This window comes from Sorangium sp. So ce131 (assembly GCF_051519095.1).
Classification (GTDB): domain Bacteria; phylum Myxococcota_A; class Polyangia; order Polyangiales; family Polyangiaceae; genus Sorangium.
In genome coordinates, this window is sequence record NZ_CP150455.1 from 7,886,207 (window position 1) to 7,903,062 (window position 16,856).

General features: G+C 73.0%; 5 protein-coding genes. All 5 read right to left on the minus strand.

Translation table 11 applies throughout. The features are described from left to right. Positions 1–86 precede the first annotated feature (86 nt). The 5 genes from WMF43_RS28775 to WMF43_RS28795 all read right to left on the minus strand — a co-directional run bounded on the left by WMF43_RS28775 (position 87) and on the right by WMF43_RS28795 (position 16,843). Positions 87–5,507: a type I polyketide synthase gene (locus tag WMF43_RS28775; protein WP_437669408.1), complete on the minus strand. Its 5,421-nt coding sequence runs from the start codon at positions 5,505–5,507 to the stop codon at positions 87–89. Continuing rightward, the gene (locus WMF43_RS28780; RefSeq protein ID WP_437669410.1) at positions 5,494–10,701 is read right to left on the minus strand and encodes an amino acid adenylation domain-containing protein; all 5,208 of its coding nucleotides are present in this window, start codon (positions 10,699–10,701) and stop codon (positions 5,494–5,496) included. Before WMF43_RS28780 ends, WMF43_RS28775 begins: the two co-directional genes overlap by 14 nt. Before the next feature lie 915 nt (positions 10,702–11,616). After that, entirely contained in the window at positions 11,617–13,797 is a 2,181-nt protein-coding gene (locus WMF43_RS28785) for a family 1 glycosylhydrolase (RefSeq protein ID WP_437669412.1), read from the minus strand. A gap of 5 nt (positions 13,798–13,802) precedes the next feature. After that, positions 13,803–14,921, minus strand: a complete 1,119-nt coding sequence (galK, locus tag WMF43_RS28790; protein WP_437669414.1) for a galactokinase — start codon at positions 14,919–14,921, stop codon at positions 13,803–13,805. After that, positions 14,918–16,843: a glycoside hydrolase family 2 protein gene (locus WMF43_RS28795; RefSeq protein ID WP_437669415.1), complete on the minus strand. Its 1,926-nt coding sequence runs from the start codon at positions 16,841–16,843 to the stop codon at positions 14,918–14,920. The genes galK and WMF43_RS28795 overlap by 4 nt, the downstream gene beginning before the upstream one ends. Positions 16,844–16,856: the final 13 nt, after the last annotated feature.

Consider the following 16,856-nt stretch of genomic DNA (forward strand, 5'->3'; position numbering starts at 1 on the left):
CCCGTGCCGCGCCGGCGCTCCGCCTCGTGCGCCGAGGACTCGCCCTCGCCTCGCCCCGCCAGGGTAAAGAGCCAGACGGCTTCACGTCAACAAGAGCCCTGATGTCCCGCGGCCGACAGGACGGCGCGCAGGCGGTCGCCCATGACTTGCACGTTCGGCAGCAAATTCATGGTGATGTGATTGCCGGGGACCTCGTGCACCGTGAGCTCGCCCTGGATCAAATCGCGCCATCCTCGGGACGGCTTGTCCACCGTCATCTCGTCGCGCTCGCTCGCTTGGAAGAAGAGCACGTCGCCCGGGTAAGGGCGGGCGGCATAACTCAGCATCGCCTGCATGTTGGTGGTGACGATCTTGCGGAAGGTGGCGAGCTCCTGGAGCGCCAGCTTCGGGAACATCCGGGAGACGCCCTTCTTGCGCCGGAGCACGTGGAGCAGCTGCTCGTCGGGGGAGAGGTGCCGCAGCTCCTCCGCGGGGACGGGGGGGCTCGCCTCGCCGCTGATCAGGTAGGCGAGGCGCTCGGGGCTGTCGAGATCCTCGGGGAACACCGCGGTGGGCGCGGGCGTGTCGATCATCATGAGCAGCGCGACGCGCTCGCCGCCGGAGAGGAGCTGGTGCGCCATCTCGAAGGCGACGATGCCGCCGAAGGACGACCCGCCGAGCACGTAAGGGCCCTCCGGCTGGATGTGCCGCCGCACCGCCTCGAGGTAACGCGCCGCCATCTCCTCGACGCGGGTCAGCGGCGGCGCCTTGCCCTCGATGCCCTGCGCCTGGAGCCCGTACACGGGCTGCGCCGGGTCGAGGCAGGTGGCGAGATCATGGTAGAAGTAGACGTGCCCTCCGACGGGGTGCATCAGGAAGAGCGGCCGCTCGGTGCCCGGCTTGATGCGCACGAGCGACGCGGGCAAGAAGCGCGCGGGGGAGCGCCGCGACAGCGACGTGGAGGAGGGTGAGTCGGACTGCGCGATGAGCTCGGCCAGCGCCGCCACCGTCGGCGCGTTGAGCAGGCTGTGGCCGGGCAGATCCATGTTCACGACGCTGCGCAGCCGGGAGATCAGCTGGACGGCGAGGAGCGAGTCCCCGCCGAGCGCGAAGAAGTCGTCGTGGACGCCGATCTGCTCGATGCCGAACAGCTTCTCCCAGGTCTCGGCGACGGCGCGCTCCAGCGGGTCGCGCGGGGCCACGTAGGCCGTGTTGAGGTCGGGCCGGGGGTGCACCGACCTCGGCATGCTCTCGGACTCGATCTCCCGCGAGGGCGGCGCGACCGAGCTGCTCGAGGGCTTCTGCTTCGACTGCGCGTCCCGCTTCAGGACGAGGACGTGGGGCGTGGGGCTCGTGAGGACGCGCATGAAGGCGTCGAGCGCCTCGTCGCGCGAGAGGCCCTCCTCCGCGGAGGGCGCGCGCTCGGGCGCCTCGCCGCGCGCGGCGTCCTGCCGCTGCCACGGGTCCCACTCGATCGCGATCGTGAGCGGGCCGTTGCCGGCGGCCCGCCGCTGCGCGAAGGCGTCGAGGAACGCGGTCGCGGCGGCCTGGCTCGAGAGGCCGGCGCCGCGCACGCTCGCCGTCCGCGCGGCGCACAGCGCGACGAAATCGGGCCGGACGGCCCGGACCGCCTCGTCGAGCACGAGCGCGCCCTGGAGCTTCGGGGCGAGGATCGCCGCGCTCTCCTCCCGCGTCATGCGCGGGAAGGGCACGGCGCGGTGGACGCCGGCCGCGTGGATCACGCCGTCGATCCGGCCGAAGCGCTGGAGGGCCTCGGCCACGACGCGCTGCATGTCGTCGAGGCGCGTGACGTCCGCCGTCGCGAGGAGCACCTCGGCGCCCAGCCGCTCCATCTCGAGCACCGCGGCGATCCGGCGCCGCCGCTCGTCGCGGGGGGCGCCCGCGGCGGTGAGGCCCTCCCAGGCCTCCCGCGGCGGCAGCGCCGTCCGGCCCGCGAGGACGAGCTTCGCGCGCGCGACCCTCGCGAGGTGCTCGGCGAGCGCGGAGCCGACGACGCCGAGCCCGCCGGCGATCAGGTAGACGCCGCCCTCGCGGAGGCGCGGCGGCAGGCCCTCGGCGCGATCCATGCGCGCGGGCTCGAAGATCCGGACCCAGCGCTCGCCGTTCCGGTAGGCGATGACGGGCTCGGTCTGCCCCAGCGAGACCTCCGCGAGGAGCTGATCGATGAGCCGGCCCTCCTGGAGCGTCCGCGGCTCCGGCAGGTCGATGTCGATGCTGATGCACGAGATGTTCGGGTACGCCCTGGGGATGGCCTCGCACGGGCCGAGCAGCGCGGCCTTCTCCGGGCAGAGCACGGCCGGGTCGGTCACCTTCTGCATGTGGCTCGTCACGACGCCGAGCCGCACCTCGTCGCGGATGCCCGCGTCGCCGATGCCCTGGGCCAGCGCGACGAGGCTCGCGAACCCGAGCCGCTGGGCCGCCTCGAGGCGGGCCGCGTCGAGCGGCGCGCGCGGCGGCGTGGTCACGCCCCAGAGGAACATGATCCGCGACGGGGACACGCCCGCCGCGCGGAGCGCGCCGAAGAGGGCCGCGTAGTCCGCGCGGCTCGCGGGGTCGACGGTGAACTCGCCCTCGCCCGTCGCGGCGAAGCCGTCGCCCGGCCGCACCGTGACGACCTTGTGGCCGTCCCGGCGGAGCCGCATCTCCATCCGCGCCCCGAGCCCGTAGCTGTCCGCGAAGACGAGGCAGCACCGGCGCCCGAGCGGTCCGGCCGAGGACTTCATGGACCCGGACAGGACCGAGCGCTTCCAGGCCAGGAGGTGGATCAGGCCGGCGGGCTCGGGCGCGCTGCGCTGCGGCCGGCGCGCGGAGCTCGCGGCGGCGGGCGCCGGCGGGTCGATCCAGTACCGCTTCCGCTCGAACGGGTAGGTCGGCAGGGGCACGCGGCGGCGGGGCTCGTGGGTGTAGAAGCCCGACCACTCGACCGGGACGCCGGAGAGCCAGAGCTGGCCCAGCGTCTCCAGCAGGAAGCCGATGTCGGACTGGTGGTGGTGGACGTGCCGGATCGACGAGAGCATCACCCGGCGGGCGCCGCGGGCGGGGTGCTGCTTGGCCAGCGTCGAGAGCACCCGCCCCGGGCCGACCTCGAGCAGCGCGCGCGACGGATCGGCGAGCACCTCGCCGAGGCCCGCCATGAAGCGCACCGGCTCGCGCACGTGCCTCGCCCAGTACTCGGGGCTCTGCGCGTCGGCCGCGGACAGCCAGGAGCCGGTGACGTTCGACGCGATCGGGATCTTCGGGGCGCTCGGGCGCGCGCGGGCCACGACCGCGGTGAACGCGGCGAGCATCGGCTCCATCATGCGGGAGTGGAACGCGTGCGAGGTCTGCAGGCGCTGGCACTCGATCCCGCGCTCCTCGAAGAGCCGATCCGACAGCGCCTCGACGGCGTCCTCGGGCCCGGACACGACGCACGCGGACGGGCCGTTGACGGCCGCGAGCGAGAGCGCGCCGCCGTCGAGCAGCGCCTGCACCTCCTCCTCGGGCAGCGGGACCGCGAGCATCGCGCCGGGCGGCATGCCCTGCATCAGCTTGCCCCGCCGGGCGACGATCCGGAGCGCGTCCTCCAGCGCGAAGACGCCCGCGAGGCAGGCCGCGACGTACTCGCCGAGGCTGTGGCCGATCATCGCCGCGGGCCGGACGCCCCACTCCATCCAGAGCGTGGCGAGCGCGTACTCGATCACGAAGAGCGCCGGCTGCGCGTAGCGCGTCTGCTTGAGCAGCGCCGCGGCCTCGGCCTCCCGCTCCGGGGGCGGGTAGAGCAGGTCGCGGAGATCCAGCCCGAGCTCCGGCTGGAGCATGGCCGCGCAGAGATCGACGCCGGCGCAGAACGTGGGCTCCCGCTCGTAGAGCTCCCGCGCCATGCCGGCGTACTGCGTGCCCTGCCCCGGGAACATGAACACGACCGGGCGGTCGACCGCCTCCTCGACGTGCGCGAGGACCCGCCGCTCCCCGAGCGTCGACAGGAGGGACACCGCCTCCTCGGCGTCGTTGCAGACGAGCATGCGGCGGTGCGGGAACGTCTTGCGGCCGACCTGGAGCGTGAAGGCGACGTCCGGCAGGCTGACGTCGGGGTGCGCCTTGAGGTAGCCGACGAGGTTCTCGGTGACCGTGTCGAGCGCGGTCCTCGTTCGCGCGGACAGGAGCAGCAGCTGCCACGACCGCCCGCCCGGCGCCGCGGCGGCGTACGGCGCCTCCTCGAGGATGGCGTGGGCGTTGGTGCCGCCGATGCCGAACGCGCTCACGCCGGCGCGGCGGGGCCCGTCGCCGGGCTCCCAGTCGGCGAGCGCCGCATTGACGTGGAAGGGGCTGCTCGCGAAGTCGATCTCCGGGTTCGGCGTCTTGAAGTGCAAGGTGGGCGGGATCTGCCGGTGGCGGAGCGCCTGGACGACCTTGAGCAGGCCGGTGATGCCCGCCGCGACGTCGAGGTGCCCGACGTTCGGCTTGGCCGAGCCGAGCGCGCACCAGCCCTTGCGCTGGCCGCGGGAGCGGGCGCGGAACGCCCGGGTGAGCGCCGCGACCTCGATGGGATCCCCGAGGCGCGTGCCCGTGCCGTGGGCCTCGACGTAGGAGATCGTCTCGGGATCGGTGTTCGCCATCGCGAGCGCCTGCGCGATGACCTGCGCCTGCCCCTCGACGCCCGGCGCGGTGAAGCCGATCTTGCCCGAGCCGTCGTTGTTGACGGCCGAGCCGCGGATCACCGCCTCGATGTGATCGCCGCTGTCGAGGGCGTCCTCGAGCCGGCGCAGCACGACCACGCCGGCGCCGTTGCCGATGACCGTCCCCTGCGCCTCGGCGTCGAACGCGCGGCAGCGCCCGTCGGGCGAGAGGATCATGCCGTGCCGGTAGAGGTAACCCGACCGCGTCGGGACGTTGACCGCCACGCCGCCGGCCAGCGCGATGTCGCACTGGTACGTGAGCAGCGCCTGACAGGCCATGTGGACGGCCACGAGCGAGGTCGAACAGGCCGTCTGGACCGCCACGCTCGGCCCCCGGAGGTTCAGCTTGTAGGCCGTCCGTGTGCACAGGAAGTCCTTGTCGTTGGCGACGTAAACCTGGTAGTCCATCGCGTTCCTGAGCTCGTGATTCGGATACAGGTTGCTCAGGAAATACGTGTCGTGCCCGCTCGCGCCCGCGTAGACGCCGATGGATCCCTTGAACGCCTCGGGGTTGTACCCGGCGTGCTCCAGCGCCTCCCAGACGCACTCCAGGAAGAGGCGGTGTTGCGGGTCCAGGATCTCGGCCTCTCTCGGGGTCATCCCGAAGAAGGCGGCGTCGAACCACTCCACGTCCTCGAGCACGGCCCGCGCGCGGACGTAGCTCGGGTCCGAGGCCACCTCCGGGGGCACGCCCGCCGCGGCGAGGTCCTGGTCCGAGAGCGCGGCGATCGACTCGACGCCGTCGCGCAGGTTCTGCCAGAAGGCGTCGACGCTCCTCGCGCCCGGGAAGCGGCCGGCCATCCCGATGATCGCGATCTGGTCCTCGGGGACGGGTTGATCAAGCGGATCCATGCTGCCTGCTCTTCGCTGCCAGCTTCTTGCGCTTCAGGATCTCTCGCTGCTTCATCGCGCGCGCGTCGGCCTCCGAGATCTCGTTCCTCTCGCCCCCTGCTCCGCCGCCGCTCGCGAGGAACGCGGCGAGGGCGGTGATGGTCGGGCGCGCGAACAGGTCGACGATGGAGAGGTCGCTGCCGAAGGCGTCCCGGATGCGCTCGTGGAGGCGCATCAGGAGCAGCGAGTGGCCTCCCAGGTCGAAGAAGTTGTCGTGCACGCTCACGCGCTCGAGGCCGAGCACGTCCTGCCAGAGCGCGGCGAGCCGCTCCTCGAGCGAGCCCCGCGGCGCCACGATCGGCGCGCCGGCGGGGCGGAGCTCGTCGGGGGCCGGCAGGGCCTCCCGGTCCACCTTGCCGTTGCCCGTCAGCGGCAGCGCGTCGAGCAGCACAATGGCCGACGGGTGCATGTAGTCGGGCAGCCGCTGCTGGACGAAATCGCGGAGCGCGCGCTCGATCCCGCCCGGCGGATCGACGTCGGAGGGGCGCGCCCTCTGCCCGGGCCGCCGGGACGAGGGCTCCGCCCTGCCGCCGTGCGGGACGACGTACGCGACGAGGCGCTTGTCGCCCGAGCGATCCGGGCGCGCCGCCACGACGACCTCGCGCACGCCCGGGTGCGCGCCGAGGACCACCTCGATCTCGCCGAGCTCGATGCGGTAACCGCGGACCTTCACCTGATGATCGATGCGGCCGAGGAACTCGAGCTGTCCGTCGGACATCAGGCGGACGCGATCGCCGGTCCGGTACAGTCGCCCTCCCGACGCGCAGCCCGTGGGATCCGGGATGAACCGCTCCTCCGTCAGGTCGGGCCGGCCGAAGTAGCCGCGCGCGAGGCCCTCGCCGCCGATGTACAGCTCCCCGGGGACGCCCGCCGGGACCTCGTTCCGGTGCTCGTCGAGCACGTGCGCGCTCGTCCCCGGGATCGGGCGGCCGATGGGCACCGTGTGGCCGACCGGGCCGGTCACCGTGGCGCAGCAGGCGAAGGTCGTGGACTCCGTCGGTCCATAACCGTTGATGATGCGGCACCCGGGCAGCTCGGCGAGCGCGCGATTGACGTGCTGGGGCGACAGGACATCTCCCCCGGCCAGGATCTGGCGCACGCCGCGCAGGTCCGCGACGCGCTCGTCCACGAGGAGGTGGAAGACGCCCGCCGTGAGCCACACCGTCGTGACGCCGTGCTCGCGGATCACCCGGAGCAGCCCCTCGATGGATGGCGGCGTGGGGGGCATGACGACCAGCCGGCCGCCGTTGAGGAGCGCGCCCCAGATCTCGAACGTCGCGGCGTCGAACGAGACGGACGCCAGCTGCAGAAAGACCTCCTCCGGCGCGAAGCTCGCGTACGTCGTGCCCTTGACGAGCCGGGCGATGCCCCGGTGGGGCACGGCCACCCCCTTCGGCCGGCCGGTGGAGCCCGACGTGTACATGACGTAGGCGAGCTGGTCCGGCGACGCCGGCAGGGCCGGGTTGTCGTCGCGCGCCCGGCCGATCTCCTCCCACCCCTCGTCCAGGCAGAGGACACGCGCGCGGCCCCCCGGCAGCACCTCGCCGACGCGGGCCTGGGTCAACATCACCCGCGCCTGGGTCTGCTCCAGCATGAACGCGAGGCGCTCGGTGGGGTAGGTCGGATCCAGGGGCACGAAGGCGAGGCCCGCCTTCAGCACGCCGAGGAGCGCGACGATCATCTCGATCGATCGGTACATACACACGGCCACCCGGTCCTCGGGCGCGACGCCGCGCTCGCCGGGCGCGCGCGTCGCCCCGGACGCCGGCGCCTCGCGCTCGCCGAGGCCGAGCAGGGTGTGCGCGAGCTGGTTGGCCCTCCGGTTCAGCTCCCGGTACGTAAGCGACGTTACATTCCCTGCGCCGTCGTCGAAGACGACGGCGACGGCCTCGGGGGAGCGCTCGACCTGCGCCTCGAAGAGGTGGTGGACGCAGGCGTCCGAGCCGGGTCCGGGCGGCGCGACGGCGAGGGCGCGGAGCTCACGCTGCTCCGCGGGCGTGAGCAGCGGCAGCCGGGAGAGGCGCTGATCGACGTCGCGCGCGGCGCCTGCGAGCAGCGCCTCGTAGTGGCCCGCCATCCGCTCGATGGTGCGCGCGTCGAACAGCGCGGTGCTGTACTCGATCCGCCCGATGATGCCGTCCTCGCGCTCGTCGAGCTCCAGCATCAGGTCGAACTTGGAGGCGCCCGTGTCCACGTCGAGCTGGCTCAGGCTCCAGCCCGGATCGATCGCCGGCACGGGCGGCTCCAGCACGAAGGCGACCTGGAACAGCGGGTTCTGGCCCGGGACGCGCTTCGGCTGGAGCGCCTGCACGAGCGTGGCGAACGGTACGTCCTGGTGCGAGAGCGCGGCCTGGCTCACCGCCCGCACGCGGCCGAGCAGCTCCCGGAACGTGGGGTCTGCGCGCAGGTCGGTCCGCAGCACGAGGGTGTTCAGGAAGAAGCCGAGCAGGTCCTCGGTCTCCGGCGGGTGGCGGCACGAGGCGGACGTGCCCACGACGATCTCGTCCTGCTGCGCGTACCGGTGGAGCAGCACCTTGAAGGCCGAGAGCAGGACCACGAAGAGCGTGACGCCTTCCTCCCGGGCCAGCGCCTTCAGCCGCCGGGTGAGCTCCCGCGGCAGCGCGATACAGTGGCGGGCGCCCGCGAGGTCCGCCGCGGCCGGGCGCGGCCTGTCCGTCGGCAGCTCCAGGGTGGGCAGGTCGGCGAGCTGCCGCCTCCAGTAGTCGATCTGCGGCTGCAGGGCGCCGCTCAGCTGCTGTTCCCGCTGCCAGACCGCGACGTCGGCGTACTGGATCGCGAGCTCGGGCAGCGGCGACGGCTTGCCCGCGGCGAACGCCTGGTAGAGCGCGTGGAGCTCCCTCGGGAGCACGTCGAAGATGGAGATCCCATCCATCAGGATGTGGTGCACCACCACGAACAGCACGTGATCGGCCTCGTCGAGGCGGACCAGCGTGGCCCGGAGGAGCGGGCCGCGGGCGAGGTCGAAGGGGCGCCGGGCCTCGTCCGTGGCGAGCGCGACGGCGCGCTCCCACCGCGCTTCGGACGATGGCGCCGGCAGCTCCGAGAGCTCCACGCGCCGCAGGTCGAGCGGCGCCGGGGGCTGGATCTGCTGCACGGGCTCGCCGCCGACGACGGCGAAGGTGCTCCGCAGGATCTCGTGGCGCCGGAGCAGCTCGTCGAGGGCGCGCCCCAGGGCGTCCGCGTCGAGGGGGCCGGTGAGGCGGAGGGAGAACGGCTCGTTGTAGAACAGCGCGCCCGGGTGGAGCGAGGCGTGGAGCCAGATCTGCCGCTGCCCGTGCGAGAGGGGGATGGGCCGGTCGCGCCGCGCCGGCCGGAGGGGCGCGGGGGCGCGGTGCCGCTGCCGGGGGAGCGACTCCACGACCCCGGCCAGGGCCGCGACGGTGGTCGCGTCGAACAGGCTCTGGAGGGGGAGCTCGACGCCGAGCGCGGCGCGCAGCCGGGACAGCACCCGCCCGGCGAGCAGCGAGTGCGCCCCGAGGTCGAAGACGTCCTCGTGGATGCCGACCCGCTCGAGCCCGAGCACCTCGGCCCACGCCGCGGCGATCGTCGCCTCGATCCGGTTGCGCGGGGCGACGAGCTCTCCGGCGCGATCGGACCGGACGGCGTCCGGCGCGGGCAGCGCCGCGCGGTCCACCTTCCCGCTCGGGTTGAGCGGCAGCGCGTCGAGGAGCACGAACGCCGAGGGGATCATGGGCTCGGGCAGGATCTTGCCGAGGAAGCTCCGCAGCGCGGGCACGACGGTCCGGGGGTCCGGCGGCGCGGCCTCCGGGTCGGGGCGCGCGACGACGTAGGCGACGAGGCGGCCGTCGCGGGCCGCGGCCACCGCCGCGCGGACGTCGGGGTGGCGCCCGAGCGCGGCCTCGACCTCGCCGAGCTCGACGCGGTGGCCGCGGATCTTCACCTGGTGGTCGACGCGCCCGAGGAACACGAGGTCCCCGCCGGGCAGGCGGCGCACGAGATCTCCCGTCCGGTAGAGCCGGTCCTCGGGGGCGGCGCCGAACGGATCGGGGACGAACCGGGCCGCCGTGAGCCCGGGCTGGCCCAGGTAGCCCCGGGCCAGCCCGGGTCCGCCGAGGTAGAGCTCGCCGGGCTCGCCGTCCGGGACCGGCCGCATCGCCGCGTCGAGCACGAGGCAGCGCGTGTTCCTGATCGGCTGGCCGATGGAGGGGGGCTCGCCGCCGTCGCGCCCCGCGTCGAGCCCCTCGGCCATGGTGGCGCACACGGTGTACTCGGTGGGGCCGTAGGCGTTGATGAACCTGCGCCCCTCGGCCCAGCGCGCGGCGAGATCGGCCGGGCAGGCCTCGCCGGCGACGATCAGGGTCCGGAGCGCGGGCAGCGAGCGCTCCGCGCCCTCGGGGAAGGCCGCGAGCGCGGAGGGCGGGAAGGTGGCGATCGACACCTCCTCGGCGCGCATCCGCTCGAGCAGCGCGGGCCCGGGGATCCGCTCGGCCGGCGACCCCATCACCAGGGTGCCTCCCCGGGCGAGCGCCATCACGATCTCCCACACCGACGCGTCGAAGCTGAGGGACGCGAACTGGAGCACCCGGCTGCCCGGCCCCACGTCGAAGCGCTCGGCCAGCGCGCGGGCGAGGTTCGTGAGCCCCCGGTGCACGATCTGGGTGCCCTTGGGCCGTCCCGTCGACCCCGACGTGTAGATGACGTACGCGAGGTCGTCAGGGCCCGCGGCGCACGGCGGGTCCTCGTCGCCCGAGCCCGCGAACACGTCGCGATCGCCGTCCAGGAGGATCGCGCGCGCCCCGTGGCGCGGCAGCGACGGCAGCAGCCGCGCCTGGGTGAGCAGGACGGTCGCCCCCGCGTCATCGAGCATGAACGCGACCCGCTCCCGCGGGTACGAGGGGTCGATCGGGACGTAGGCGCCGCCGGCCTTGAGCACCGCGAGCAGCCCGATGAGCGCCTCCGGGGAGCGCTCCGCGGCGAGCGCGACGAGGACGTCGGGCCCGACGCCCAGGCCCCGCAGGTGGTGCGCGAGCTGGTTCGCGCGGCGATTCAGCTCCTGGTAGGTGAGCCGCTCGGCGCCGGAGGACACGGCCACGGCCCCGGGCGTGCGCCCGACCTGGAGCTCGAACGAGCGATGGAAACACAAGTCCGCAGAGCTGCAATCGTGATGGGTCATGTCGTATACCGTGGCAGATGCCTCGAGGAGGACGGGAGATCAGCCGCCGTGTGCGAGCCTCAGCGTCGGCCCGAGGACGTCGCGCGCCTCCCGTGCAGACCCGTCGCGAGAGCGCTGGAGTGGCGTCGTGGACGGCGTCCGGCGACACGGCCGCCGCCTCGATGTTTCGTGGGCGTAACCGCCGCCGTCACCGCCCCGTGACACGCCGGTATCCACGCCTCGAAGGGCGCGTCGTTCAACGCCGTCGCGGGTTGGCGGTTTACAATCCAAGGCTACTCGCAGATCATCTGATTACACACAATCAGGGAATGAAGGTCAAGCGGGACGTTATTTTTGACCCATGGAGCGGCGCGTGGTCGTGGCTGTTTTTCGCGCTGCGCCATGGCCGTTCGTCCGGGCCGGCAGTCCGGCGCCGCGCCGCGCGGGTGTCGCGCGTCGGTTCGTAGGGAGCGCCTCAGGGCCGTTCAATGTGGAGGGATGTCTCGAGCCGGCCGCGGTCACCACACGCCGGCTCCTGGTGCCCGCGCATATCTCACCGGACCGCGCGCGCCCTCCCCCTCACCGCGCGAGGCGACAGCCAACGACGTTATCGATTCGTTATCGAATCCCCCTCAGCCATCGAATCGGACAAGGCCGCTTCGAGCAGGCGAGTCCCCCTTCCCCACCTGGTTCCGCGACGCCCTCCCGCCCAGGGGGCCGCCCCGCTCGGCACGGCCTCCCGCGCCCGCAGGGTCGATCGAGCCCCCGCGCCCTAGTTCCGCCTGTCAGCAGCCTTGGCAGGGATCACGGCGAGAGAAGAGAGGATTCAACGCAAAGGCGCAAAGGCGCAAAGGCGCAAACCAGAATTTCTCTGTATTTTTGCGCCTTGCGTTAAAATCTCTCGGGATCCCTGGCCGAGACGTGTGAGGCCCGGAGCTAGCCCGCCGCCAGCACGGCGTCCGCCCGGTGCTTCACGTAGTGCTCCAGCGCCTCCGGGAGCGTCGGCAAGGTCGCGCGCCGGCGGCTGTGGAGCCCCCCCTGGCGCGGCAGGTTGGCCCGAAGCCCGAGGCTCTGCGCCGGACAGGCATGCACCGCCCAGGAGGGCAGGCCGAACGCGTCGCACATCATCTTCGCCCACGAGGCGAAGCTGAGCACCCCGTCGTTCGCCAGGTGCCACACCCCCTCGGCCTGGTCGATCGCGAGATCCAGGCAGGTGTGCGCCAGGTGCGGCAGGTAGGTGGGCGACACGAACAGGTCGTCGGCCGCGTGGAAGAGCTCCCCGCGCTGCACCACCGCGAGCGCGAGCGCGGCGAAGCTGCGCGCCTCGCACGGCCCGAAGAGGCTGCCCGTGCGGACCACGAGCGCGCTCGGCAACACGTCGAGCACGCTCCGCTCCGCCTGCGCCTGCGCCTCGCCGTACGCGTTGATGGGCGCCACCGGATCATCCTCGACGTACGGATCCGATTTGCTCCCGTCGAACACGAAGGACGACGAGAACATGAGCAGCCGCGACGCATGGCGCCGGCACGCCGCCGCCAGCAGGGTCGGCCCGACCACGTTCGCGCGGCGGCACGCCTCGACCTCGTCCTCGGCCTCGTGCACGCGTGTGTAACGCGCGGCGTTGATCACCAGCCACGGGCGGACCTCCGCGATCGCGCGCTCGAGGACCGCCTCGTCGGCGATGTCGAGCTCGCTGCGCGTCATCGCCCGCACGTGGATCCCGCGCTCCTCGCATGCGCGCACCAGCGCCGCGCCGAGCGACCCGCCAGCGCCGGTGATCAGGATCGGGCGCTCGCGCGGGCGGCAGATCGTCCGGGTCGACGAGCGCGGCGCACCGTAGAGCAGCCGCTCGTCGCGCCGCCACCAGCCCGGGGCCGCGGCGAGCGGGTGCTCGGAGCGGCCGGTGAACGCGAGCTCCTTGGCCACGGCCGCCAGCGCCGTCGGCCGCGGCGCGGGGCCGCGCACGTCGAAGACCCCGGGCTCGTAGTGGCCGCGCGCCTGCGTGACGAGGCTGTCCCAGTCGCACGCGCCGAAGGCGGACCACAACGTGATCGCCCTGACGTCGGCGCCCTCCGCCCGGGCGGCGTGCGCCGCCTCCCAGGCCTCGACCAGCCAGCGGATCTGCTCCTCGGGCGTGCACCCGAGGTGGACCTCGGTGACGGCGATCGGCGTCTCGTACCGCTGCCACACCTCGCGCAGCACGTGGTGGTGACCGAAGATCCCTTCCTCGCGGACGCGCACCGCCTCCACGTCCGCGTACCTGTGGCGCCCGTTCCCGCCGTGCGTCCACGCGGGGTAGTGCTCGAGGCGGTGATCGAGGAACCTGTCGCTCGTCAGGTAATAGTTCACGCCGATCACGTCCGCCGGGCACGGCTCGGCCTCGATCCGCGCGAGCTCGGCCGCGGGGACGCCGTGGTCGAGGAAGTAGCGGCGGAGCGGGTGCGCGCGGCCCACGCGCCCGGCCAGGAGATCCAGGCTGAGCCAGCGCCGCTGGTTCTCGAACTCGGCCTGGTAGGCGAGCTCGGGCGTGCTGTCGACCGCGCCGAAGTCCTCCGTCTGCACGAGGCGCGCGTCCGGGCGCACCCGCCGGATCGCGCGCATCGCGGCCGCGGTGGCGCGCGTCTCCACGAGCAGCGCGCGGAGGAACGACGCGTCGTCGCGGCGGTGCGGGTACCAGTGCCCGTACAGCGCGCTGAAGCGCGCCGTCGTGAGCGGCTCGTTGACCGGCGTGAAATCGCGCACCCAGGGGTAACGCTCCGCCACGGCGCCGGCGAACTCCTCGAGCCCGCTCACGAAGCTGTCGTCCATCAAGCTGGTCCCGAGCGGCCCGCTCCCGTGGTGGACCAGCCCGACGATCACGTCGATGCCGAGCTCCTTCAGCCGGTGCAGCCGCTCGTCGGCCCAGGAGAAATCCGCGCTCCCGACGCCCCGGGGTGCGGTGCGCTCCCACAGGACGGGGTACCTGACGGCCTTGACGCCGAGCTCGGCGAGCCGATCGAGATCCGTGATGCGCGCGTAGTGCCCCGTGCGCTCGAGCTGATCCAGGTGCTGGTCCCCGACGCGGTTGACCGTACACTCCACCCCGCCCCAAAGCTCGATCCCGGAGTGTTCTCTCATGAGCTCTACCCTCCTACGAGCAGCGTGGCCCGGCGGCCCGGCGTGCGCGCGTAGTCGGCCACGACGGCCTGCCCTACCTTCGCCGCGCTGCCGCGCTTCACTAGGGCCACGATCGAGCCGCCGAACCCCCCTCCGGTCAACCTGGCGCCGTAGACGTCCGGCTGCGCCCGCGCGCTCTCCACGAGCGCGTCGACGGCCGGCACCGACACCTCGAAATCGTCGCGCATCGAGCGGTGCGACGCGTCGAAGAGCCGCCCGAGCTGGGCCAGATCCCCCGCGCGCAGCGCCGCCACCGCGGCGAGCACGCGCGCGTTCTCCGTGACGACGTGGCGCGCGCGGCGGTCGAGCGGCGCCGGGAGCGACGCGATGCGCGGCTCGACCGACGCGTCCACGTCGCGGAGCTGCGGCACGCCGAGCAGCTCGGCCGCGCGCTCGCACTCCGCGCGCCGCGTCTTGTAGTCGCCGCTCGCGTGCTGGTGCGCGACCCCGGAGTTCACGACGAGCAGCTCGGCCTCCGCGGGCAGGGGGATCCGCTCGAACGCGAGCGTCCTCGTGTCGAGGAAGAGCGCCGTGTTCTCGTCGGCCAGGCTCGCGGCCATCTGGTCCATCATCCCGACGGGCGCCCCCACGAAGTCGAACTCGGCCGCGTGCGCGATCCGGGCGATCTCCACGTCGTCGATGGAGAGGCCGACCAGCGCGCGCAGCGCGCGCGCGAGCGCCACGAGCAGCGACGCGCTCGACGACAGGCCGCTGCCGAGCGGCACCGTCGACTCGATCCGCGCGTCGAAGCCGGGCAGCGAGGCGCCCCGGGCGCGGAGCACCGCGGTGATCCCCTGCACGTAGTCGAGCCACAGCCCCCGCCGCGCCTCCTCCCCGGCGCGGTAGGAGAGCCGGGCTCCGCCGTTCACGTCGCCCACGTTGAGCGTCGCGACCTCGATGAGCCCGTCGTCTCGAGGCGCCACCTCGACGCGCGTCTTCTGCGGGATCGCCGTCGGCAGGACGTAACCGCCGCTGTAGTCCGTGTGCTCGCCGATCAGGTTCACGCGCCCGGGCGCCTCGGCCCGGAGCTTCGCCGGGCGTCCGAAGATGGCCTCGAACGCCTGCCCCTCGCCGGTCGTGGTCATCGCGGCGCACCCATGTCCACGAGCCCCGGCATGTCCGCCAGCTCGGGCATGTCCGCGAGCCCGGCGTCGCTGAGCGACGACGGCGTCGCGTTCGGTCCGACGAACGGCAGCCCCTGCGTCGCCGCCGCCATCTGGTGCAGCGGGAACTTGGGCGTCCGATCGGCGTAGAGCAGCCCGTTCGCCTCCTGGTACGTGTCGGCGAACTGCGTGTAACAGAAGCCCGCGAGGAGCTCGAGGGAGTTGATCACCTTCATCAGCCGAGTGTAGCGCTCCGCGAACTCGTCCGAGGTCCGGCACGCGGAGTACCCCCACGTCCCGTCGCTGCCGGGCGCGACCGCGATCCCGCCGAACTCCGACAGCACGATCGCCGTCTCGTGGCTGACGGACGGGTCGAGCACGAGGGCGCGGCCGCCGGGGCGCTCCCGCTTCAAGAGCTTCGGCACCACGTCGTGCGCGAAGTAGCGGCGGGCGATCCGCTCGGGAGAAGGATCGTAGTCGTGGATCCCGATGATGTCGGTCGCGACGCTCTCCCAGCCGTCGTTGCCGATGACGGGCCGCGTCGAGTCCATCGATCTCGTGAGGTGGTAGAGCGCCTGCACGTAGTGGCGCTCGTGGGGGTTGTCCGGCAGGTTCGGGACGCCCCACGACTCGTTGAACGGCACCCACGCGACGATGCACGGGTGGCTGATGTCCCGCCGGATCGCCTCCAGCCACTGCGTGGTCAGGCGGGCGATCGACTTGCGCGTGTGGCGGTAGGCGCTCGGCATCTCCTCCCAGACGAGGAGGCCGAGCTTGTCGGCCCAGTAGAGGTACCGCGGATCCTCGATCTTCTGGTGCTTGCGCGCGCCGTTGAAGCCCATCTGCTTCGTGAGCTCGACGTCGCGGCGGAGCGCTTCGTCGTCGGGCGCGGTGATCCCCGTGTCCTGCCAGTAGCCCTGGTCGAGCACCAGCCGGAGGACGTACGCCCGCCCGTTCAGGAGGAAGCGATCCCCGCGCACGGCGACCGAGCGCAGCGCCGTGTAGCTCTTCACCCGATCGATCGCCATCCCCGCCTGGTCGTAGAGGACGACGTCGGCCTCGATCAGCGTCGGGCGCTCGGGGCACCAGAGGAGCTCGTTGCGGAAGTCGTCGATGCCCGGATCGGAGAGCGAGATGCGCCGGTGCACCTCGCCGGCGACGACGGTGTACTGGTCGTTCGCGATCGTCATGTCGCCGACGCGCAGCCGCACCCCGACGCGCGCGCCCTCCACCGGCGCGTTCGCGACCCGGACCTCGACCGCGATCTCCCAGCGCTCGAGGTTGGGCGTCCACCGCAGGTACTCGACGTGCATCCGGGGCACGCGCTCGAGCCACACCGTCTGCCAGATCCCCGTCGTCCGGGGGTACCAGATGGAGTGCGGCTCGAGCTTCCAGTCCTGCTTGCCGCGGGGCTTGGCGAGGTCCGCCGGATCGTCCTGGGCCTGCACCACGATCGTGACGCTGCCGCGCCCCCGCACGTGCTCGGTGATGTCCAGATAAAAGGGCGTGTAGCCGCCCTCGTGCTCGCCCGCGAAGCTGCCGTCGACCCACACCCTGGCCACGTAGTCCACGGCCCCGAAGTGCAGGAGGAGCCGCTCGGACGCGCCGAGCTCCGGCACGTCGACCCGCCTGCGGTACCAGCACGCCTTGTAGAAGCTGGCGTCGCCGATCCCGCTCCGCGGCGTCTCCGGGGCGAAGGGCACCTCGATCGTCTTGTCGAAGCGCGCGTCGCTCGGGGAGCACCACTCCCCCTTGGGATCGAAGGCAAACTCCCACGGCCCGTTCAGCGACGTCCAGTCTTGTCGCCGGAGCAGGGGCCGGGGGTAACCCTGGGCGTTGCTGCCGTCCGCGGACGGCGGCACCGACCCAGGGATGCCGATCTGTGCGAGGTGCGAGCGGGGCATGGCTGTCTCAGGC